The sequence below is a fragment of the Niallia taxi genome, from assembly GCF_004005475.1.
GTDB classification, from domain to species: domain Bacteria; phylum Bacillota; class Bacilli; order Bacillales; family Cytobacillaceae; genus Niallia; species Niallia taxi.
Genome location: NZ_RZTZ01000005.1, coordinates 355063 through 376538, shown reverse-complemented (window position 1 = coordinate 376538; position 21476 = coordinate 355063). Strand labels below are relative to the sequence as shown.

Below are 21476 nucleotides of genomic sequence, written 5' to 3'. Positions count from 1 at the left end.
ATTTGCTTTTTAAACTCGGGCGTGAAAGTACGGCGTTCTCGTTTTGTCATAGTGGGTTCTCCTCATCTGTTTTAGATCAAGTGTACGTGACCTTAATTTTTCTGTCCAGATAAGTGTAGACGCTCCATCATCAGTTGCCCTTGAACAAGTTCTTTTCTAATTCATTGAAAACTTTACGTCGTCTCCTCTAAAAATCTAAAAACCTTAAACATCATAATCTGCGCCTTTCACATGTTTTCCTCCCGCTAAACCTTTATTAATTATATTATTCTTAGGCGAAGCATTTAAATAGTCATCCACATGTCCTACAACCGCTTTAAATTCCTAAATTCCTCAATACTGTCGTAACCAAATTCTTTTATCGTTGTATCGTCTACAACCTTCAAAAAGTCTTCAACACTATCGTAGCCTTTTGGAACAATAGATCTATTTACCAGGTTTCCTTTTGCATCATTAACCCATTGGTTATCGCTACGAGCTTTGTCATTCTCGTTAGTTATTAGCCAATCCATGTCATAACTACCGCTGACATGTGAAATGTCATCTCGCCTATTTATCTCATTATTTTCATAAACACAGTACTAAAACAGAATGCCTTGATGGTACTACCTTCATGAGCTATGAATTTCAGTTAAGAATCTTTCATGTTATCCAAAATATAATTGTCTCATAAAAAACAAAAAGCACTTGTTGCCATTAGTAGACAATCATGTGCTTTATTCAATGTTTTGCTACCTGTATAGTTTAGTTGTGTAACTTAAGATCTCCATAAACATAAATAAAATCTATAAAGAGTCTTTAAAAACATCTACATCATTTTCGTTTAATACTGCTTTTATTTCATTACCTTCAAAAACAACCATATAGTCATTTGGTAAAGCAAGAACTTGTATGATCTCTGGTTTAACTTTTAGTAGTTGATATGCATATAGAGCATACAACTCTGTAGTATTATCATCCTCTATAGGACCTATATACCAACCTGAATCTCCTTTTTCAACATCTCCATTTCTTTGTAAATATATTTTCTCAAGTTCAAGTACACCTTTAGAAAGTATGATTTTATCACTAAAATTTATTGATGAACCATCGACAATTATCTTTCTCAAAAAATGACCTTGTTCTAGTTGTACCCACAATGCTAAAGTTAAATCTTCTGTTATATCTTCAAATGGATTTCTAGAGTAATCAGGAGTAGTTAATATAAAATTCCCGGTTTCTCTCTCTTGTAAATAATAGACGGACCAACCAACTTGTAAAGAGAATCCATGAATTAATTTATTAGGGTCTACCTGTTCTAATATAGCAAACAAAATTTCTATTTGAGGCTCTAATTCTTTTTCGGCAGTCACTATAATGGTTTTGCCCATAATAATCTTTTCAAATTTCTTCATTTCTGCAACCTCTCTTCTATAGCTATTTTTAGAGCTTCTTTAGCTTGTTTCTCTTTTTCTAGCATTTCCATTCTAACATTAACAGGAACCTCTCCCATTTTAGAATGTCCTTTCCAATCAGCCCAACTATGAGCTCCCTTAGATGCATTCAAAGATTTTCCAAGACCAATAAAATTAACTTTTAGATTTAAAATTTCTATTTGTTGTTCTCTAGTTAACCTACTAAATCCATCCATTTCAGTTATTTCTTTCATTGAAACAATATGGTCTGCTTCAAACTTATCAACTTCATACCCGTATACCGGGTCTACTTTATGGATTAACCATTTTTCTTACATCGTTACTTGGTGACTTTTTCCTCAAATTTTTATATTCGTCTTTTGTAATACCATTTCCCGCACACTTAATAACATCCCCACTAACCTTCCCAACACCATCAGCCCTACTCTCAGCCTTCAAGTAGGTACTCACATCACCAACCCCACCCGAAAACGCCACATTAGGACCAGGATTAAGGCTCCGTCCAAGATCATCCATAAAGGCTCTTGAAACATCCTCTCCTTGTATGCTGATTTGTACGGTTGAGTTAAGAGCTTATTAACTAGAGTTTACAAACATTACTAACCTTGCTTGAACAAACGCTAGGTCTATTGAAGATTATAAAAATAAAAGCACCTGTTGCCTATAAGGCAATCAAGTGCTTAAAGTTAATTAAATAAGTGTGACTAACTTACGGGCATTCTATCAAGGTTTAGATACTACCAAAAAGTAGCTATTCCGTTAACATATTTAGAAATTCTTCAAAGTTATTACTTACAATATATTCCGATAGTCCGTTTGCTGAAATAAGGCCATATATGCCCATTTCTGTTTGTTCTATAATAAAAAAATTCAACCAAACGTTTGGTTGAATTTTACGAATATAATATTTAGAGAATTTGAGAACTTCACTTCCCGTTCCTATCTCACATCTTAATTTTCCTCGATGTCACGAAATTCCACCTGCTAATTCATCCTAGATAGTATCATCCAAACAGCTCTTATTGGCATGTAGCTAACCCAATAAAGGAGGTAAGGTTCTACTTATAAAGTTTCTTGTAGTTTTTTTCTTACAACATGCGTTTCCAAATCTGCCATTCTAACAGGTATAGGTAGCCGACTTTCCTTATTAATCAATCTCATTACGATGTCAGTACTTGTCTCTAGATCAATCCAGTTACCACAAGATATAAAAATTGGTTTTACACTTTTTGTTGTCCTTAACGTTCGACCATAAATTTCATTATCAATGAGAATGTCTGTATATGCCCCTACGTGATTATCAGGCATTGTAAAATCTACATCTTTAATTTTAAGATAACTTTTCGCTACACCAATTGTTGGTTTATCTACGTAAAAAGAAGCGTGTGTAGCAATCCCGATATGCCTGTGATGCAAATAACCATTTCCATCAAACATATAGATATCCGGTTGCTTTGTGAGTTTTTTTACAGCATCCATTATTAATGGTAACTCACGAAATGCAAGAAAGCCTGGTATATAGGGAATTGTTACTACACCAAAACTATTCACCTTTTCAACAACTTCATGTGTAATAAAATCAATGACTACAATGCAACATGCACCATACGTTTTATCCTTGGCATCCCAATATGCGGTATCTACCCCAGCAACCAGGCGTAATTTTTCTGTCAGAAAGATATTTTTAAGTTTTACCTCGGGTAAAAGGGTCTGTTGCTCATTCCTAAATTTCTCTAATAGAGAATCTAATGTATCTTTATCTATAGAAATCACCCTTGAATTCTCCTATATAATTATTATATTATTGACTCTCTGCTGAATTTTTTAGCATAAATTAAATCTGATTCACTTGGCTCTATTTTTTGTTCGATAATATCTCCTTGCTCATTATACTTTTTAAAAATCATCTCACGTCCGGCAATACATTCAGACTCATACTTTACTTCTCCATTTTCAAAGAATTCAACCTGATAGCCCTCCGCGGCGCTTTTAGAATCTCTTAAATCTCCATGAGTTGCAACAGCTAAGAAAACTCTAATACATAAATTTAAAACAGCTTCATCTTTAGTTCGATTCATTAATTGAATCAACAAAGGTTTTTGCGTGAAATCACCAAGTTTATATAACTCTATTAAGTTTAATAAAACGTCCCTTTCTGTATCAGCATATAAAATATTTGCCTTTATTTCTGGTAGTGGTAAGGTAGATTTTTCGCCAAACCATATACTATTCATAAGGTTTTGGTTTCCGCTCATATTTACACCAACTTTCATTCATTGGATTATCTTTTACCACATTGAGTGTTAATCATTTTTAGTAAAAGATTGAATCAATTTAAAATCTGTTTCTATTGGAGAAAGTTTTTGCTTTATTATACAACCTTTTGTATCCCATTCTGTATACTGAAGCGCTACACCAAATTTGTATTCTCCTTCAAATTTTATATCTCCACTTTCATACCAGACTCTTTCTGTACCATTACTTTGTCCATGAATTAAAACTTTCACTGACTTTAAATTCCCATTCTTATAAAATTCCACTAACTCGCCTTCAATAAAACCCCTAACATAATAGGTATAGTATATTAAATTACCATTATCATATAATTCATAAGCTAAGCCTGTAAAAGGTTTTCCATTCTCGTCCTCAGGATTATCTAAAACTTCATCACTATATGACGCAAACCATAACTCTTCGTCAAAATTAGTCCCATTTGCTATAACATATTCTTTACTTAATATATCAATTTGGTTTTCCAATCTTCTTACCTCTGAACTAAACTCAAATCCTTCAAATAAAATATAATTAATGAATAAATACATCTATAGCTAAAAGAGCACTTAATGCCTGTAGGCAATTAAGTGCTCTTTTATTTCTGCTAATTGTACTTGATTAAAAGAGTTACTTCCCTCAAACAGCAGAAACTCTTCCAACATTAAACGGGTCAACATCTTTTTCTTCCAACATATCCTCAAACTTCTCTGTTCCATGCTCTACGAAATATTCATATTCCGATTGAGAAATAAAAAATGCTAACAGCATTCTACCATCTCTGTCATTGTTCTCAGTGCGAACCGTGTTATATTCCTCAGGAAAAGCAAATGGGTCAGTAAAGTAAAGTGCGCTTTTACTATATTTTTCAACAAACTTTTTATCGATATTTTCTATTCCGCTTATCGCTACTCCTCTCCCAATCTCTATTTGTTGCCCAATACAGTAAAATAGTGCATTAGCAAGAATATAACCTGTACTATTAAAGGCTCCATCAACTACTATAGAAACTTCTACATTGTCACCTACTATTTCATCATATTTGCTTAATCCAAGTGTATTATAAACTAAACATTCCTCAAATACATTTTCGTATTTTAAAACCTGTATACTAGGCATTTCTTCATTATTTCGAAAGACTTCTCGATCAATTGAATTGCCTAAATATTTATTGTAATGATCGTAATAAAGTTCTCCATAGTTAGTCATCTTTTTTTGCTCCTTTATAAGTTCCTTCTATTCCTTCGAATGCATGGCTTATATTACATTCATGACATTGAACTCTTAATCGACTATTGTACTCATCTAACACTTCTTTTCTATTTGGTTGAATTTCTCCTGCTTTCATACTTACAATTCTTTCTGCCCAAGTATCTGGATAGTGGTCTAAGTCATATCCAATTCTTTTTACGGGTCCATTTTTAGTGTTAATGGTAATACTATCTGGAATGTCTTTTCCACAAGTAGGACAAATCATATTACCATTTATATTCTTAGGTGCTTCACTTTCTGCTTTTGTCCGAGAACCCTTTCTAAAGCTACTTCTTTTATATAATTTTTCGACATTCTTTCCTTCATTACTACTCTTCGCTAACATACTCAAATACTCACTCTTATCCCCACTAACCTTCCCAACACCATCAGCCCGACTCTCAGCCCTCAAGTAGGACCCCACATCACCAACCCTACCCGCAAAGGCCACATTAGGACCAGTATGAAGGCTCCGTCCAAGATCATCCATAAATGCTCTTGAAACATCCGCTCCTTGCTTGCCGATCTGTACGGTTGAGTTCAGGGCTTGTTGGCTGAGTTTGCCTGCTTCTTTTGCCATGCCTGGGACAAATGGAAGGCCGGCGAAGATGCTTTGGGTTAGGCTTGCTTGGCGTTGTTCGGCTGTGAGTTCGTTGCCGAACATGTCTTTGCCTGTTGTGTATTCGGATAGGCCGTTGGCGGATAGGAGTCCGTAGATGCCCATTTCGGTTTTTTCTAGGGTGCTGAAGGCTTGCACGCTTTTGTAGGTGCTCATTGCATTTTCGGCTGCGTTGATTCCTTTTGCGGCTGAATAGATGCCTTTGCCTCCTTTGACGGCTCTGCCTGCCCAGCCGACGATTGGGATGAAGCCGGCTAATGCCATGCCTCCTGCTGCGATGCGCTGTGCGGTTGACATCTTTTCACCTGTGACAGGGTCGACTCCTTCGACTGCTCGTTTGTAGTCATAGTAGCCTGTGAATTCACCGACAAAGGTTTTTACTCCATCCCACACCTTTTCGACAACAGGGCGTTCGGCGATTTCTCTTGCTTCTTGTTCTTGTTGCTTGTATGTAAGGTAGCTGATGGTGGCTTCTTCTGCCTCTCCCTTCAGCTTGTAGATATCGCTTTGATGATAGGCTTCTGCGTCAAACTGGATTGGTGAAATGCTGCTGCCTTGCTTTGTTGCGCCAAGTAAGGCGCTAAACAGCTGAATGGCATAAGCCTCCTCTCCTTCTGAAGACATATACTCGTCCTTCAGCTCCTGATCAACCTCTTCTACAGCTTCAATTGTTTTTGTGCGCTTTTTGCTGGCATCCATCATTAAGTCGTCGAATTGACTGCGAGAGAAGGGATGTAATGGGACTAGATCGTCAATATCACGAAAGATATTTTCTAGAGCTCGTCTTTGCTCTGTTATCATCTCGTCTGCCTGTCGTTCTTTTTGTACGAGATCCTCTTCAAGAAAGGCAGTTTCAACTCTTGAGTTGCTTCCTAAATCCTTGTCCTCCAGCTTGCCCCTGACGCCTTCAAAAAAGGCAATTTGTCTGTCAAATAAACGCTGCCAGGCCTCGACGACTTCGATTTGGCCTTGATAGAAGCCTTTGATTGCTTCTGCTCCTTTGCCTTCAAAGTCGTCTAAATCAATCATTTCCTGAAAGGCTCTCTTTAATGATGTAAATTGGTCGCGAAGCTTATCATAATGCTTCGCCCTCTGTTCCATTGCGTCTTGTAAACTTGAAGCATCTAATATTTTCACAGTATCTCCTTTCTTTTTCACAAGGATTTCGAACAATTAATCCATCATTATCCGATAGATTACCTAATATCCTTTTATTGTAAAAAAGAAAAAAGCGGTTTTCATATGCCAAAAGATATATTTTACACCAGTCTAAATACCCATAATTTACTATTAGAGGATTTTCTTAGCTTCCATTTCGCCTATAAATAGTTAGCCGCCGATTTTCGCATCAATTTCTTTTGTGCTGACATTATCTCCAAACCAATCTGCTAATTTCTGTTTTGCCTTTTGTTTCGTATCTTCATCTATATACATGGCTACTTGGATCAATGCAATTCCTAATGCTCCGAGATCATCTGTGAAGCCGATACCGACTGCCATATCTGGAATTAAATCAACGGGAAGAATGAAATAGCCTAATGCGCCGATAATGGTTGTTTTTGCCTTTACTGGTACATCTGGCTTCTTTAACGTGAAATACAAAAGCAGGACGGCATACACGACAGAGGCACCTGCCTTTTTCGCAAACTTCGCAAGCTTACCCCAGAACCTTTCCTCGGAAAAATGCTTTCCCGCGTCCTCCAGCTTCCCTTCAAGCTCTTCCTTGTTCTTCTCCATCCCCACTCGCCTCCCTTTTGGTTTTCTTACTTCTATCATACTAAATATTAGCTGTAAATGTATTGCTGTTAGCCTTATTTGGAAAAACTTTCATAAAAAAATACCCCTCGTTTTTAAGGGGCAGTATATCTATTTAATCTGGATCTTTTGGTTTGGATAGATTAGATGAATATTTTTGATTTGTGGATTGAGCTTTTGGAGGGTTTTGAGGCTTGTGCCGTATTTTTGCGCAATTTTAGTGAGGCTGTCGCCTTTTATGACGATATGGTATTTTGCTCCCTCACTTGCCTCAGGATTAATCCACGAGCCTGGTACACCCTTTTGTTTTGTCACATTTACCATTCCTGCTGATTGATTAAAGAGGAAGTAGCTTCCCTTCTTTACAATGCCTTTTTTATTTTTGCCTTGCTTTGCATCTGCGGCTGTCATATAGGCTCCTGTCTCGGCTTTCACCTCAAAGGTTGCCACTTCAGATTCCTGTATTGTCCAGCCCCAATCGCCTGGACTTTTGCGGATATCATTCCTGTCAATGAGCACTCCTGCGACTTTGATATTGTTTTCATACTGGTGCATATGGATGAAATCAGCTACCTTCCCATATGACCATGCATATGTCTGCCAATAATAATCGGCCAGTCCCTTGACTGCAAGCATTACCGTATATGAGCCGTAGATTCCTAGCTTATACGTATGAAAGGTTTTACGCACACCGTTGAAATACGCAAGAATATTTGGGATTGCCCTTTTGCCTGCATCAAAGTCGACTGCGAAATAAATCGCCGTTCCTGCTGGCTGGCCGACATTTTGTGCGGCTTTCACTGCATCCCTTCCGTCCTGTCTGCCTTGCTCCTCTGTAAAATACGCTGACCTGTCGGCGCTTTTCTGAAAAATACTGACAAGCTTTAAGCCAGCCTTCCTTATCGCCTTTGCCTCAGCAGCATCAAAGGTCTTCCAGCTGTTCCCAAGATAGCGGGCTGTATAAGCAAATCCTGCTTTCTTTAAAGCGCTTGCTGTTGTTATATTAAGCTTTGTCGCACAATCAAACCCTCTTGCCATATTTATCACTCCCCTCTTACCTATATATAGAAGAAATTCTCGATTTTAGGCAGGCTTGTGAGAAAAAAATTCCCGCTTGCGGCATTACCTTTGCGTTGAAAAATGGAGGCATGAAGTTGTTTACCTTATCCAGCAAAAGTATGCGGATTGACCGCAGCCACCCTTTTTTATCAATGATGTTATTTTACCATGTCTGGTTGACCATACTCTGTCTATTAGCCTGCTTTGCTTCGATACTCAGGTCTATTTCTCTGATCTTTTCCCCTCCAAAGACTAAATACCTACAAACTTTTATCACAACTAGGGACAAATGAATAATTTTTCCATTTTTACTAGATATTAATAACTTTTTTCCAAAAAAAATGCTTTAATAGATTAGTAATCTATTAAATTTCTAGGGGGAACGAAATGGAAAACAGCAAACGCAAGCTTGGTTCTATCTTTACTTTTTTACTAGCATTTGTTTTAGTTGTCAGCACTTGGACAGCGCTTCCGGCAGCTGCGGCAGAAACAGCTGACGCGGGAGAAACGCTTGCAGGTGGCACGACACTGGAGGAAAGCTTTGCAGATGGAGAGAATGTTAAATGGTTTAAGTTTACTCCTTCTGCTGAAGACACGAAGAACTTTACACATTATGAATTTACGTTAGATTCAACAGAGGAAATGAATGTTTCTGTTTACTCAAGCCTTGATAAGGCGAATGCAGATGACACATTTGATCAATATCGAAGCTACAGCTATACAGAATCGCCAGCTGTTATTCACTTTCCATTAGCATGGGTCGGCTCTTATTATGTGAAGGTTGAGTATTATCCTTATTATGAAGAGGAAGAGCTAGGGCAAGAGGAGCTGCCAGAGGGCGAAGAGATAGAAGATACAGAGCCTGTTGAAGTGGACACTTCCTTTACATTAAAGGCAAATGGAACAACTCTTGCGCCATCAACAGATATAGAATCAGCAGAGGAATGTCCTGTTGAGCTAAGCACAAGCGAGCAAAAGGATGGTCTAGCTATCTTAAAGGACTTGCGTGAAATCAGAGATTCGATTTTATCTCAAACAGATGAGGGTAAAAAGCTATCATCCTTATATTACAAGGTCGCACCTTTCTTAAGTGCGAAAATTATCTTTGATGACCAGCTTCGCAGTGACGTTTTAAAAAATTTGCGCCAGCTGAAACCAATTTATACGGAATTACTTAAAAACGGCACAAGCTCGACGTATACTTTCACAAGTGCAGATGTGAAGGCAATTAACAGTCTCTACAAATATACGTATGATGCAGCGCCAGAGGCATTGAAGGAGCAAATTAAAAAGACAGAATCAAAAATCAATATCAGCAATTTAGAGGATAAAACACTATCAAGTGTGTTTTCTAAATTGGGAGCTTCCACAACCGCTATTTCCAACAAGAACACTTCCAACAAGTATATCGTTAAGCTGAAAGCAGGCAAAAGCCTGTCTACCTTTAAAAGAAGCGCACAATCTGCCCAAAGTGAAACAATCGAAAACTTAAACACCTCTGATAAAATCGCAGACGATTTATATGTAATCGATCTCGGCAGTGAGGTCAAAGCAAATGGCTACTCTGCACAAGCAAAAAACAGCATCGTCAACTCTGTGAAAAAATCATCAGCGGTTGAATATGTAGAACAAATACAAACATATAAAGCATTAGGAACGACAAGCGATGTTTCTAATCCATACCAATGGTCGCTTTCCAACACTGGCCAAACACAAGGGACGAGCGGTGCGGATATCCAATTCGGTCCACTTCACTCCCTGCTTCATGCAGCAAAACCAAGTGAAACAGTTATCGCTGTTGTTGATACTGGTGTTGACAGCACACTTGCTGATCTTAACAATGTTTTGGCAACAGAAGGCTATAACTATATTGGCAACAATAATAACGCTCTGGATGATAATGGGCATGGAACACATGTGAGCGGTATTATCGCAGCAGGCATGGATAACGGCTACTCTATTTCCGGCATTCATTCTAATGCGAAAATCCTGCCTGTCAAGGTTCTTGACGCAAGCGGCTACGGGGACACAGAACAAATTGCGAAAGGAATTAAATATGCTGTTGATAAAGGCGCAAAGGTTATCAACTTAAGTCTTGGCGGCACATACAGCAGAACATTGGAATATATGCTGCAATATGCGTACAAGCATAATGTCACAATCGTTGCGGCGACAGGAAATGACGGCTATGAGGAATTAGGCTATCCAGCATCAAGCAAATATGCAACTTCTGTTGGAGCTACAAATGATATGGACCTTGTATCCGATTATTCTAACTATGGTATTGGAACAGACTTAGTCGCACCAGGCACAAATATCCCAAGCCTTGTGCCAAACGGCAATGTCACATACTTCAGCGGCACGTCGATGGCAACACCGCATGTCGCAGCTGTAGCAGGACTGCTTCTATCCTTGAACAATAACTTAAAGCCAGCAGAGGTAGAAAAAATCCTGACGGAAACAGCGAAAAACGTTGCATTTGAGGAGCAGGACAACCCGTACAAGTTTGAAGAAACTTTCGTTGAAATTACGGAGGACGGCGAGGTTATTTATGAAGAGGGAGACTCTCTTCCTCCAGGCTATGATTATGTTTCTGGCTGGGGTCGTCTTGATGCCTATGGCGCCTACAGCGCATTATTGCTGAAAGCAACTGTTGGGGATATCTATAACAGCAGCTATGCAATTAAAGGAACGGCTGAAAGCGGCACGGCTGTCAGTGTGAAAATTGGCAAAGAAGTGAAAAAAGCAACAGCAGACAAAAAAGGTAATTACAAAATCGAGATTCCATTACAAAAGGCAGAAGGTCTGCTTGAAGTAGCATTTGAGAAAACAGTAAATGGTGTTAAAGCGAAAGCAACGATTCGCACAAGTGTGCTGGAGGATACAACACCGCCTAATGCACCGAAGGTCAATAAAGTTGGCGATAATGACACGAAGGTAACGGGTACAGCAGAGGAATATGCGACAATTACGGTTAAAGCGAACAAGAAGACAATCGGCACAGCGAAAGCCGATAATGCTGGCAAGTTCTCTGTCAAAATCGCCAAGCAAAAGCAGGGCACAAAGCTAAGCGTTACAGCAACGGACGGCGCGAAGCTGACAGGCAAGGCTACATCTGTTACAGTTGGCGACAGCACACCACCAGCAGCACCGACTGTTACAGGTACAATTAGTGACAAGAGCACAAAAGTAGAAGGAAAAGCAGAAGCTAATGCTTCTATTGACATTAAAGACGGCAAAAAGGCTGTTGCTAGCGGCAAAGCCAACAGCAAAGGCGCTTACTCGATCACGATTAAAAAACAAAAGGCTGGCACAAAGCTAAGCATTACTGCAACAGATAAAGCAGGTAACACAAGCAAAGCGAAAGCAGTCACTGTCGCAGACAAAACCGCTCCAAGTGCACCAACTGTGAGCGGCACAATTGGTGACAACAGCACAAAAGTGACTGGAAAAGCCGAGGCTAATGCTTCCATTGAAATTAAAGATGGCAAAAAGAAAATTGCAAGTGGGAAAGCAGACAGCAAAGGCGCTTATTCGATCAAGATTAATAAGCAAAAGGCTGGCAAAAAGCTGAGCATTACAGCGAAGGATAAAGCGGGCAATATCAGCAAAGCAAAAACAGTTACAGTTGCAGATAAAACCGCTCCAAGCGCACCTAAAGTGAACAATGTAACAACAGCAACGACAAAGGTCACAGGCAGCACAGAAGCAAATGCAACAGTGACAATCAAGGTCAACAATAAAGTACTTGCAACAGGAAAAGCAGACAAAAAGGGCAGCTACTCTATCACGATCAAAAAACAAAAGGAAAAAACAGTCCTTGCAGTAACAGCAACAGACAAGGCTGGCAATATTAGCAAAGTGACAGAAAAGAAGGTTGCGAAAGCTAAATAATAGCAGAAGCCAGACACAGAGTAATCTGTCGTCTGGCTTTTTCGTTTTACTGCTTTATCACCTTGCTTCCTTCTTAACAAAAGTGGAGAGTGAACAATGGAGAACAAAAAAGAACAGGACAGCTGCCTGCCCTGTTCTATCTTTATGATTAGATGATTTTCACTTCAGCATTCTCATGCTTTTTCATAAGCTGCTTCATGTAATCAATAAGTTCTTGTTTCATTTCGTCCTGTTGCAGGGCGAATTCTAATGTTGTTTTCACGAAGCCAAGCTTTTCACCAACATCGTAGCGGCTGCCAGCAAAGTCGTATGCAAATACTCGTTGAATTTGGTTCAGCTCTTGGATTGCATCTGTCAGCTGAATTTCACCGCCTGCTCCTGTTTGCTGCTTTTCAAGGAACATGAAGATTTCTGGAGTAAGCACGTAACGACCCATGATTGCCAGGTTAGATGGTGCTGTTCCACGCTTTGGCTTTTCAATGAAGTTCTTAACTTGATAGCGTCTGCCTTCCTGTTGAATTGGATCAACGATTCCGTAACGGTCTGTTTCACTCTCCGGCACAGTTTGTACTCCAATTACAGGTGAAAGTGTTTCATCATATTGGTCAATAAGCTGCTTCAAGCAAGGTGTATCACTTTGCACGATATCATCGCCCAATAATACAGCAAATGGCTCATTACCGATAAAGCTTTTCGCACACCAAACAGCATGGCCAAGTCCTTTTGGCTCCTTTTGGCGGATATAATGGATATCAGCAAGGTTTGAAGAGTATTGGACCTTTTCTAGCAGGTCAAATTTCTTCTTCTCTAACAGGTTTTGCTCCAGCTCATGAGCATAGTCAAAGTGATCCTCAATCGCTCTTTTTCCTTTTCCTGTTACAATGATGATGTCCTCAATACCTGAAGCAATTGCTTCCTCTACGATATACTGGATTGTCGGCTTATCAACAATCGGCAGCATTTCCTTTGGCATTGCCTTTGTTGCTGGCAGAAATCTTGTCCCTAAACCAGCTGCTGGAATAATTGCTTTTCTTACGTGTTTCATTTTAACCTCTCCTGTCTTTTTCTCTATCTAAAGATATCATAATATGTAAGCTTGAATTTTCGCTTAATGAAATGTTCTTAATAACGTACATTTATGGTAACATTTTTCCTTAGAATTGGAAAGAGTTTTTCTACACAATTTTATCATATTTATTAATAATGGTAGAAAATGTAACAAATTAGTTGCATTGGGCGCTACTTTTTGAGTTTAAGTGTCGACTATGGTCAATGTCTTTTTCCTTTTGTTATAATGGATTTAGATTACAGAAGAAAAACAGAAGGAGGTAACGGATATCCAACAACATTATTCTGACATGTTCAGGGACAGCTTTATAAGGGAAGCAGTGGAAAGGGTCGGAACAGGCATTGTTATCACAGACCCGAGTATCGCTGATAACCCGATCATTTATGTAAACAAAGGTTTCGAGCGATTGACTGGATATGAAGCAATAGATATTCTTGGCAAGAACTGCCGCTTTCTTCAAGGCGCTGACAGAAATCAAGGTGCGGTTACAGCACTGCGGAATGCTATCAAGGAGGAAAAGCATATTGTAGTTCAACTGCGAAATTATCGCAGGGATGGTCAATTGTTCTGGAATGAACTTGAGCTTTCACCCATTCGTATCGGAGAAGGCAATAAGCTGTTTTTTGTCGGAATACAAAAGGACATAACAGAAAGAAAGGAATCAGAGCAGCTTATCAGCGAGTATTTAGAGCAGATAGCCAATCTTTCTACACCTATCATTTCCATTAATGAAAAAACATCCATTTTACCACTTATCGGTGATTTATCAATGGACCGGTTTGATCAGCTTGTTAAAGATATCGCAATTTATGTAGGAAATTCGAAGGAAGATTATTTCATCATTGATTTGCAAGGCTTATTAAAATATGATGAGGTCGTACATAATGGTCTTAAAATGATTAACGATATTCTTGCATTAATGGGTACAGAGCTCATCATCAGCGGTGTCCAGGTAAAAATGGCACAAGACACAATTAATTATACAAATGGCAATGAGTTAAATATCCGTTTTTTCCAATCATGTAAACAAGCACTGCAATCTTTAAAATAACCAAAGCAACAGTCCCTTTTTTAATAAAAGGGGCTTTTTTTGTATACATTCTTCCCCTTTTAGCAAACTAAGAGAAAAGGAGTTGAATGACCGGTGCAATTTTTGTTTAGTTTTGTACAAATGCTTTTTTCGAGTGTTCTCCTTAAGCGCAATCTCGACTGGCACAGAAAACTTGTTGCTGTCTCCTTCCCGATCTTTTTTCTTGCGCTGCTTGCCCAGGCCGAATATATCACTTATCGCACAAAGAGAAATGGCTGATAATATTCATATAGTTTTTACATTAAGTACGTATTTTGTTCATATTTGTCCACTATGATGGAAGTAGCGTGGATAGCATGCGTGGCTATCAATGGCATTTGGCGTAGGTGGGGCCGATGCTGCATAATTGTATCTATAAGTCTTTGTCTACATAAACAGCCATGCTCGGACGAGCATGGCTGTTCCCAATTTATTTCGCCAGGCGGATAACATTCCAGGAAAGCTTTGGCAGCATTGCGTAAAGTGCGCCGTCCCTTAAGCTTGCGTCACCGTTTGTATGTGGCTTAACGGCTTCTGTTTTAGCAGAGTTTGTTTGCTTAATATCGTCATTTTCGAGGACAATATGCTCTACCACTTTATAGCCTTCAAAGTTGCGAATATCACACTCCAACAGTAAGCCATCTTGAAGGTCTCTGTTGACTGCAAAAATCGTCAACTCCTCGTTTTCTTCATTATATACTGCAGTTGATTCTAATGTCGGCACATCTGTGAAATCCTTGCTGTCATATTTCGGACTGGAAATGATCGGATTTAAGGCAACACCTCTGCCATAAACGGAGGCATGCATATATGGATAGAAAATCGTCTGCTTCCAGGCAGGACCGTTCTCCTCTGTCATAATTGGCGCAATCACATTCACAAGCTGTGCAAGACAAGCAATCTTCACCCTGTCAGCATGCTTCAGCATGGTGATCAGCATACAGCCGACAAGCAGCGCATCCTCGAAATTATAAATATCCTCAAGCTGTGGTGGGGCAACTGTCCACGGCTCAATCAGCTTATCTGCTTCTCTTGAGTGATACCACACATTCCACTCATCAAAGGACAGATGAATTTTCTTTTTGCTGCGTTTTTTTGCTTTAATATAATCTGCAATTGATACAACTGACGATATGAAGTCATCCATCTCTAAAGACAGAGCTAAATAGTTGCTGATATCATTACTATGATTGCCATAATATTGATGCAAGGAAATATACTCAACATGATCATATGTATGATCCAAAACAGTTGCTTCCCATTCTGCAAATGTTGGCATGCTTCTGTTCGAGCTTCCACAGGCAACAAGCTCAATATCAGGGTCAACCCATTTCATCACCTTTGCCGCTTCCTGAGCAATCCGGCCATATTCAGCCGCCGTCTTATGACCGATTTGCCAAGGACCATCCATCTCATTTCCTAAACACCATGTTTTGATTTTATGTGGCTCACGATAGCCATGGCTTATGCGCAAATCACTATAATAAGAGCCGCTGTCATGGTTGCAGTATTCAACCAAATTCCGCGCTGCATCGATCCCTCTTGTGCCGAGGTTAACTGCCATATTCACCTCTGCCCCTGCCTGCTTCGCCCACTCCATAAACTCATTTGTGCCAACAACATTCGGCTCGGTCGTCCGCCATGCAAGCTCAAGGCGGCGCGGTCTGCTTTCAACAGGGCCTACTCCGTCCTCCCAGTTATAGCCTGACACGAAATTCCCGCCAGGATAGCGGATCAATGGAACCTGCAGCTCTTTAATCAAGCCTGTTACGTCCTTGCGAAAACCCTTTTCATCTGCATCCGGATGACCTGGCTCATATATGCCTCCATACACGGCTCTGCCGAGATGCTCAATGAATGATCCGTAAATACGGTTATCTATTTCAGCAATTTTAAAATCCTTTTCTAAAATCATCTTCGCTTTTTTCGTCATGAATGGTTCTTCCCTTCATAAATGGTTTTTAGTGGTTACCCCTTCACACCGCCGGCAGTCATGCCTTCAATAAAGTAGCGCTGGAAGAAAATATACAGAAGCAACACTGGGAATATTGCCATAACAGACCCAGCAATCAGCACATCATAGTTGTTGCCGTAAGGCGTCAGCAATGTCGATAGTCCAATTGGCAATGTTAAATTCTCACTTGATCGTAAAACAATCAACGGCCACAGGAAGTTATTCCAGCTTCCAAGTGCTTGCAGAATGGCCATTGAAGAAAAGGCTGGTGTCATTAACGGCAGCATCACGCGGAAGAAAATGCCGATTTCTGTACAGCCATCAACCCTTGCTGCATCGAGTAAATCACGAGGCAGACCGCTTGCGTACTGACGGAAAAAGAAAATGGGAATCGGCGCAACGACAAACGGCAGAAACGCGCCAACTAATGTGTCCATTAAGCCAAGACTCATTGTCAGCTTATATAATGGCAGCATGATGATTTCGACTGGAATCATCATGACAATCAAAACGAGTCCAAAGACAACATTCTTTAGCTTAAAGTCATAAACAGCAAGGCCGTAGCCAACCATGCTTGTCAAAAGCAGGCAGGATAAGGTAGAAGCAATCGTGATGATGATGCTGTTTTTATACCAAATGAAATAATCTGTTTCTCCGTTAAACAAATAAGAATAGTTATCTAATGATAAAAGGTCTGCCTGCAGCTTTAGATTCAGCCCGTACCGCATAATTTCCGTTGATGGCTTCAAGGAGCCGAGTGTGATCGCAAAGAGCGGGAATAAGGCGAAAATGCCGATTACTACAAACAGCAGGATAAGCAGGATGGACGACAGCTTCCACACTTTTTTCGGTTTCATCCTTGTTCCTCCTTTTTGAACATGCCGAAGAACTTCAGCTGGATCAAGGTAATAATCAGGGTGATGACAAGCAAGGCAATACCAACAGCAGAGCCGAAGCCTAGGTTATTCTGCTCGATTCCTTTTTGATATAAATAGCCGACAATCGTCAGTCCAATATTATTAGGTGATCTGTTGCTGCCATAAAGCATATAGCTCTCAGCAAACATCGAGAAGCCGCCGTAAATGCTGATTGTAAATACATAAATACTGATTGGCTTTAACAATGGCAATGTTATATGGTAGAACTTCCTCGCAGTCGTGGCACCGTCTACCTCGGCAGACTCATAAAGCTCCCGCGGAATATTTTGCAGTCCTGCGAGGAAATACAGGATGTTGATACCCATCCACTTCCACGTTGCCAGCACAACAAGCACGAACATGCTTGTGCCGCCATGGTTCAGCCATGCCTTTGGCTCCATGCCAAAGTTCGTTAAAATCGAGTTCAGCAATGCCCCGTCTTGTCCGCCGAAGATTAAGCGGAAGATCATCCCGGCAACAACGACAGATGTCAGTGCGGGTATGAAGGTTACCGAGCGGAAGAAGTTCTTGGCAAACATCAGCTTTGAATTAAGGAAAACAGCAAGCACGAGCGGCACTGGAATTAAGATAATTAAGGTCAAAAGCGTATAAACAGTGCTGTTGCGGATCGCTGTTAAAAAGGTTGGATTCCATAACTCCTTATAGTTGTCTAAACCGATGAAGGTCGTTTGTCCTGGCAGTACCTCCTGAAAGCTCATAATAACCGTCGTAGCAACTGGATAAGCAAAAAAGATTAGAAAAGACAGGATGAATGGAAAAATAAAAAAGTAAGGCGCTGCATTTTGCGAATAAAGGAGACTTCTTTTCTTCTGTTTCCTAACACCCTGTCTGCGGCTTGCTTCCATATTAAAATCCCCCCTTATAGGCAGGAGGCAAAGGCAAATTGCCTCCTGCTGTTATTCCTTATTTAATCTGACTTGCTGCCTCCTCGAGCGCCTGCTTCGGATCCTTCATTTCCACTAATGTCTGGAACAAAATCGTCGTCTTGACAGCATTGGAGACATCTGGCGTTCTTTCGCCAATATTGACACCTTCGATTTCATCCTTCACCTCAAGCAATGTGCCGAAAATATTCGGACCGAAATATTCCGTGAATTTATTCTCTTCATTTACTTCAGGTAAATCCCACACATCAGAGCGGATTGGGTCAAAGCCAAGCTGCTTCCAAATTTCAATGTTGCCTTCCTTCGAAAGCTTAGCGTAAGCAAGGAATTTCTTCGCAACCTCTGGATCCTTAGATTGGTTTGTTACAACAGTGCCTGTTCCGCCCATTCCTGCTGAGCGAGGAGCACCTTCAGACCATGCAGGCATTGGTTTAATCACGATTTTCCCTTTCAAGTCAGGCATATAGTCAGTGAATCTGCCCATATACCACATTGGCATCCACACAGACGCTGCTCCGCCATTATTCATGAAGCCGTAATATTCCTCTGAGTGATGGTCATTACCTGGCGATGGAATTGCAATGCCTTCTTTAACAAGGTCTTGCTCATATTGCAGCACCTCAACAATGCGCGGATCTGTCAGGTTCACCTCGCCATTTTCCTTCAACAGGTCATCCTTGCCTTCAAGCTGAGCAACCTGCGGCCAGAATGACCATTGGTCTTCAATATCAAGTGTTGTCATTGGAATGCCTGTTTTCTCAAGAACTGTTTTGCCTGCTTCCTTGTAGTCAGCCCATGTTTTAATGTCATCTGGATTGACACCGGCTTTATCCATAATTTCTTTATTGTAATAAATAACTGCAGCACCTACGTGAAAGTCAATTCCATATGTCTTGCCGTCTTTCGCATAAATATCAAGCCGTGATTGCACAATATTTTCCTTTTCCGGATCAATCACATCATCTAATGGAAGAATCTGCGGCTCTCCTTTTAAGAAGTTGCCGAATTTGGAGATTTCCACATCAGAAATATCAGGAGCTCCCTTGCCTGACTGCAGCGCAACAAGCAGCTTGTTATGCAAATCCTCATAAGGATATGTAGTGGCTTTAAGGCTGATTTGGTCATCAGGATTTTCCTCATTCCACTTCTCTGCCATATGCTCATAATATTGTTCATGGAGCTCATTGAACGTCCATAATTCAATCTTTGTTCCTTTACCGCCATTCGAATAACCTTTATCCGAACTGCCCTTATTACAGCCTGCTAAAAACATGGAGCTTACTAGAATGATAGCCAGCATTCCTAAAAGACCCTTTTTCATCCCTTTTCCTCCTTATGCCTTGTTGAAAAAACACTTTATTTTAGAAAAACATAAAATGTTTTACACATGTTAATAGTATTAACCTGTCTTCTTAAAAATGTATGCGTTTTCATAAATGAGCAAATCGTCTAGGGAAATGTTTTTCTAAAGCGTAAAAAGTCATTATCTTTTTGTACTTATTTTGTGAGTTTCCCTTTAGGTCAAGCAAAAAAGACGGTTTCTCTCTAATTGCAAAGGAGAAAAGGAGGATTTTTCCGATTTTTTATATTATTAACACGTTCCTTACATACACATAAAAAGAAAGCATCTATTATTTTAGGTTTTGCTAAAAGAAAACAAAAGGAGGACCACCTATGAAGGCTGTACTCGTCGATTCTATTTATTCTATCTCTAATTGGATTTTGCGATTTTTATATGCTCATCTATTATGGATGCTATTTTCCGTTGTGGGACTCGCTGTTGTCGGTTTCTTCCCTGCAACTGTCAGTCTGTTTGCGGTTATGCGTAAATGGCTCCTTGGTGAAACAAGCTTTCCGATTTTTTCTACCTTTCTATCTGTCTATAAAAAGGAATTTGTGAAAAGCAATCTCCTCGGCCTGCTCCTCATTTTTGGCGGGGCTGTCCTGTATGCAGATTTGCTGGCACTTCAGCATACAACGATTACCTTCTTACAATATCTCTACTTTCCTGTTCTTTTTATCGCCTTACTTTATGCCTGCAGTGTTCTTACCTTTTTTACGATGTATGTTCACTATGAGCTAAAAGGGCTTCATATCATTAAAAACGCCCTGCTGTTTACACTGGCAATGCCCCTTGCCTGCGCTAAAATGGTTGGCGGACTATTAATCATTGTTTATGTGCTGATTACCTTTCCAGGAAGCATTATTCTATTTGGTGCAAGTGTGCCTGCCTTTTATATGATGTGGACCAGCTTAAAGGCGTTTTCTCGATATGAACAAAAACGAACCAAGCAACTGACATAAACTCTCTCGTTAAGAAAGAAGGTAGTTTACATGATACATATAAAAGATCTCCGCTCTGGCTTAAATATATATAAGGCACTTAGCTCAGAAATCCGCCTTGAAATATTGACACTGCTGCAACGAAATAACAGCCTAAACTTAAATGATATCGCCCAAAAGCTGCAGCTCTCTAACGGCGCTGTTACTATGCATATTAAAAAGCTGGAGGAAAGCGGTCTTATTGATATTTCAACAGCAGGCGGAAAGCATGGCATTCAAAAAATCTGCTATTTAAATGAGGATGTCCTGACGATTGAGCTTCAGGATAAGGGTGTGGAGAATTTTTATGAGTATGAGATTAAGGTCGGCCATTATTTCGATTATGCCGCAGACCCGACATGTGGTCTTGCAACAAAGGACAGCATTATCGGTGAGTTTGACAACCCTCGCTACTTTGCCGATCCTGACCATATTCACGCAGACATCGTCTGGCTGAAAAAAGGCTTCCTTGAATACAGAATTCCTAATTACTTAAAGAAAAATCAACGCTTTAAAGAACTTCAATTTATTTTCGAAATCAGCTCAGAGGCACCCTTCTACAATAATGACTGGCCCTCTGACATATTCTTCTACTTGAACAATGTTGAGCTTGGCTTTTGGAATTCACCAGGAGACTTCGGCGGCACAAAAGGAGCCTGCAATCCAAGCTGGTGGCCGCCCCACTTGAACCAGTACGGCTTGCTGAAGCTGCTGCGCATCAATAAGGACGGCACATTCATTGACGGCTGCCGGATATCGGATGTAACGATTGAGGATGTTGGTCTGCAGGATCACCCTGACATTAAGCTGAAGTTTGCAGTAACAGATGAAGGCACAATCGGCGGTTTGACCCTTTACGGGAGAAGCTTTGGTAATTATGAGCAGGATATTACGGCGCGGATACTTTATGAGGAAGTGCTGCCAGAGTGAGGGGGATGTTAGTCTTCCCTCTTTTTTGCTTACAGTGAAGATTGAT

19 protein-coding genes and 1 pseudogene are annotated in these 21476 nt (G+C 40.1%); 4 read left to right on the top strand and 16 right to left on the bottom strand.

All coding sequences use genetic code 11. The features are described 5' to 3' along the window. Positions 1 to 207: 207 nt before the first annotated feature. The 11 genes and pseudogenes from EM808_RS29130 to EM808_RS15525 all read right to left on the bottom strand — a co-directional run. A pseudogene (locus EM808_RS29130) lies at positions 208 to 452 on the bottom strand (HNH endonuclease); the annotation flags it as partial. Between the two features lie 333 nt (positions 453 to 785). Continuing rightward, positions 786 to 1394 carry an immunity protein Imm33 domain-containing protein gene (locus EM808_RS15570; protein WP_127739115.1) on the bottom strand — a complete coding sequence of 203 codons (609 nt, stop codon included), beginning with the start codon at positions 1392 to 1394 and terminating at the stop codon, positions 786 to 788. Further along, entirely contained in the window at positions 1391 to 1648 is a 258-nt protein-coding gene (locus EM808_RS15565) for a hypothetical protein (RefSeq protein ID WP_205685859.1), read from the bottom strand. The genes EM808_RS15570 and EM808_RS15565 overlap by 4 nt, the downstream gene beginning before the upstream one ends. A 58-nt stretch (positions 1649 to 1706) precedes the next feature. After that, a complete protein-coding gene (locus tag EM808_RS15560; RefSeq protein ID WP_127739113.1) occupies positions 1707 to 1931 on the bottom strand; it encodes a hypothetical protein in 225 nt (74 codons plus the stop codon). 546 nt (positions 1932 to 2477) lie between these two features. Then, positions 2478 to 3188 carry an endonuclease V gene (locus EM808_RS15555; protein WP_127739112.1) on the bottom strand — a complete coding sequence of 237 codons (711 nt, stop codon included), beginning with the start codon at positions 3186 to 3188 and terminating at the stop codon, positions 2478 to 2480. 23 nt (positions 3189 to 3211) lie between these two features. Next, positions 3212 to 3688 carry an Imm47 family immunity protein gene (gene imm47 / locus EM808_RS15550; protein ID WP_127739111.1) on the bottom strand — a complete coding sequence of 159 codons (477 nt, stop codon included), beginning with the start codon at positions 3686 to 3688 and terminating at the stop codon, positions 3212 to 3214. A gap of 30 nt (positions 3689 to 3718) precedes the next feature. Then, the gene (locus EM808_RS15545; RefSeq protein WP_127739110.1) at positions 3719 to 4174 is read right to left on the bottom strand and encodes a toxin-antitoxin system YwqK family antitoxin; all 456 of its coding nucleotides are present in this window, start codon (positions 4172 to 4174) and stop codon (positions 3719 to 3721) included. 151 nt (positions 4175 to 4325) lie between these two features. Next, positions 4326 to 4895: a suppressor of fused domain protein gene (locus EM808_RS15540; protein WP_127739109.1), complete on the bottom strand. Its 570-nt coding sequence runs from the start codon at positions 4893 to 4895 to the stop codon at positions 4326 to 4328. Next, complete coding sequence (locus EM808_RS15535; RefSeq protein ID WP_127739108.1) at positions 4888 to 6693, bottom strand: T7SS effector LXG polymorphic toxin; 1806 nt, start codon at positions 6691 to 6693, stop codon at positions 4888 to 4890. The genes EM808_RS15540 and EM808_RS15535 overlap by 8 nt, the downstream gene beginning before the upstream one ends. A gap of 192 nt (positions 6694 to 6885) precedes the next feature. Beyond that, complete coding sequence (locus EM808_RS15530; protein ID WP_127739107.1) at positions 6886 to 7293, bottom strand: YkvA family protein; 408 nt, start codon at positions 7291 to 7293, stop codon at positions 6886 to 6888. A gap of 129 nt (positions 7294 to 7422) precedes the next feature. Then, on the bottom strand, positions 7423 to 8349 hold the full coding sequence (locus EM808_RS15525) for a glycoside hydrolase domain-containing protein (protein WP_127739106.1): 927 nt from the start codon (positions 8347 to 8349) through the stop codon (positions 7423 to 7425). Positions 8350 to 8757: 408 nt separating this feature from the next. On the opposite strand from EM808_RS15525, the gene EM808_RS15520 reads away from it, so the two are divergent. Beyond that, complete coding sequence (locus EM808_RS15520) at positions 8758 to 12264, top strand: S8 family peptidase (protein WP_127739105.1); 3507 nt, start codon at positions 8758 to 8760, stop codon at positions 12262 to 12264. 148 nt (positions 12265 to 12412) lie between these two features. On the opposite strand, the gene galU is transcribed toward EM808_RS15520, so the two are convergent. Then, a complete protein-coding gene (gene galU, locus EM808_RS15515) occupies positions 12413 to 13309 on the bottom strand; it encodes a UTP--glucose-1-phosphate uridylyltransferase GalU (protein ID WP_127739104.1) in 897 nt (298 codons plus the stop codon). Positions 13310 to 13622: 313 nt separating this feature from the next. Between galU and ytvA the strand changes: the two genes are divergently transcribed. Next, entirely contained in the window at positions 13623 to 14384 is a 762-nt protein-coding gene (gene ytvA, locus EM808_RS15510; protein WP_259347117.1) for a YtvA family blue-light photoreceptor, read from the top strand. A 448-nt stretch (positions 14385 to 14832) separates the two neighbouring features. On the opposite strand, the gene arfA is transcribed toward ytvA, so the two are convergent. From arfA to EM808_RS15490, 4 genes are read right to left on the bottom strand one after another with little or no spacing between them, the layout of a single operon-like run. After that, positions 14833 to 16335, bottom strand: a complete 1503-nt coding sequence (gene arfA, locus EM808_RS15505; RefSeq protein ID WP_127739102.1) for an arabinosylfuranosidase ArfA — start codon at positions 16333 to 16335, stop codon at positions 14833 to 14835. A 35-nt stretch (positions 16336 to 16370) separates the two neighbouring features. Next, positions 16371 to 17213, bottom strand: a complete 843-nt coding sequence (locus tag EM808_RS15500) for a carbohydrate ABC transporter permease (RefSeq protein ID WP_127739101.1) — start codon at positions 17211 to 17213, stop codon at positions 16371 to 16373. Beyond that, positions 17210 to 18139, bottom strand: coding sequence for a carbohydrate ABC transporter permease (locus EM808_RS15495; protein ID WP_127739100.1), 930 nt, complete (start codon positions 18137 to 18139; stop codon positions 17210 to 17212). The genes EM808_RS15500 and EM808_RS15495 overlap by 4 nt, the downstream gene beginning before the upstream one ends. 58 nt (positions 18140 to 18197) lie before the next feature. Further along, positions 18198 to 19499, bottom strand: a complete 1302-nt coding sequence (locus tag EM808_RS15490) for an ABC transporter substrate-binding protein (protein ID WP_127739099.1) — start codon at positions 19497 to 19499, stop codon at positions 18198 to 18200. 353 nt (positions 19500 to 19852) lie between these two features. Here EM808_RS15490 and EM808_RS15485 point away from each other — a divergent pair, with 353 nt between their 5' ends. Together EM808_RS15485 and EM808_RS15480 are read left to right on the top strand one after the other, a co-directional pair. After that, on the top strand, positions 19853 to 20482 hold the full coding sequence (locus tag EM808_RS15485) for a YesL family protein (protein ID WP_127739098.1): 630 nt from the start codon (positions 19853 to 19855) through the stop codon (positions 20480 to 20482). 30 nt (positions 20483 to 20512) lie between these two features. Then, positions 20513 to 21430, top strand: coding sequence for an ArsR/SmtB family transcription factor (locus tag EM808_RS15480; RefSeq protein WP_127739097.1), 918 nt, complete (start codon positions 20513 to 20515; stop codon positions 21428 to 21430). Positions 21431 to 21476: the final 46 nt, after the last annotated feature.

Excerpts from the sequence above, each read along its gene's own strand:
- EM808_RS15490 (WP_127739099.1), bottom strand. The coding sequence starts at position 19,499 with ATGAAAAAGGGTCTTTTAGGAATGCTGGCTATCATTCTAGTAAGCTCC.
- EM808_RS15530 (WP_127739107.1), bottom strand. The coding sequence starts at position 7,293 with ATGGAGAAGAACAAGGAAGAGCTTGAAGGGAAGCTGGAGGACGCGGGA.
- imm47 (WP_127739111.1), bottom strand. The coding sequence starts at position 3,688 with ATGAAAGTTGGTGTAAATATGAGCGGAAACCAAAACCTTATGAATAGT.
- EM808_RS15525 (WP_127739106.1), bottom strand. The coding sequence starts at position 8,349 with ATGGCAAGAGGGTTTGATTGTGCGACAAAGCTTAATATAACAACAGCA.
- EM808_RS15495 (WP_127739100.1), bottom strand. The coding sequence starts at position 18,139 with ATGGAAGCAAGCCGCAGACAGGGTGTTAGGAAACAGAAGAAAAGAAGT.
- EM808_RS15540 (WP_127739109.1), bottom strand. The coding sequence starts at position 4,895 with ATGACTAACTATGGAGAACTTTATTACGATCATTACAATAAATATTTA.
- arfA (WP_127739102.1), bottom strand. The coding sequence starts at position 16,335 with ATGACGAAAAAAGCGAAGATGATTTTAGAAAAGGATTTTAAAATTGCT.
- EM808_RS15520 (WP_127739105.1), top strand. The coding sequence starts at position 8,758 with ATGGAAAACAGCAAACGCAAGCTTGGTTCTATCTTTACTTTTTTACTA.
- EM808_RS15565 (WP_205685859.1), bottom strand. The coding sequence starts at position 1,648 with ATGAAAGAAATAACTGAAATGGATGGATTTAGTAGGTTAACTAGAGAA.
- EM808_RS15485 (WP_127739098.1), top strand. The coding sequence starts at position 19,853 with ATGAAGGCTGTACTCGTCGATTCTATTTATTCTATCTCTAATTGGATT.
- EM808_RS15480 (WP_127739097.1), top strand. The coding sequence starts at position 20,513 with ATGATACATATAAAAGATCTCCGCTCTGGCTTAAATATATATAAGGCA.
- galU (WP_127739104.1), bottom strand. The coding sequence starts at position 13,309 with ATGAAACACGTAAGAAAAGCAATTATTCCAGCAGCTGGTTTAGGGACA.
- EM808_RS15570 (WP_127739115.1), bottom strand. The coding sequence starts at position 1,394 with ATGAAGAAATTTGAAAAGATTATTATGGGCAAAACCATTATAGTGACT.
- EM808_RS15500 (WP_127739101.1), bottom strand. The coding sequence starts at position 17,213 with ATGAAACCGAAAAAAGTGTGGAAGCTGTCGTCCATCCTGCTTATCCTG.
- ytvA (WP_259347117.1), top strand. The coding sequence starts at position 13,623 with ATGTTCAGGGACAGCTTTATAAGGGAAGCAGTGGAAAGGGTCGGAACA.
- EM808_RS15560 (WP_127739113.1), bottom strand. The coding sequence starts at position 1,931 with ATGGATGATCTTGGACGGAGCCTTAATCCTGGTCCTAATGTGGCGTTT.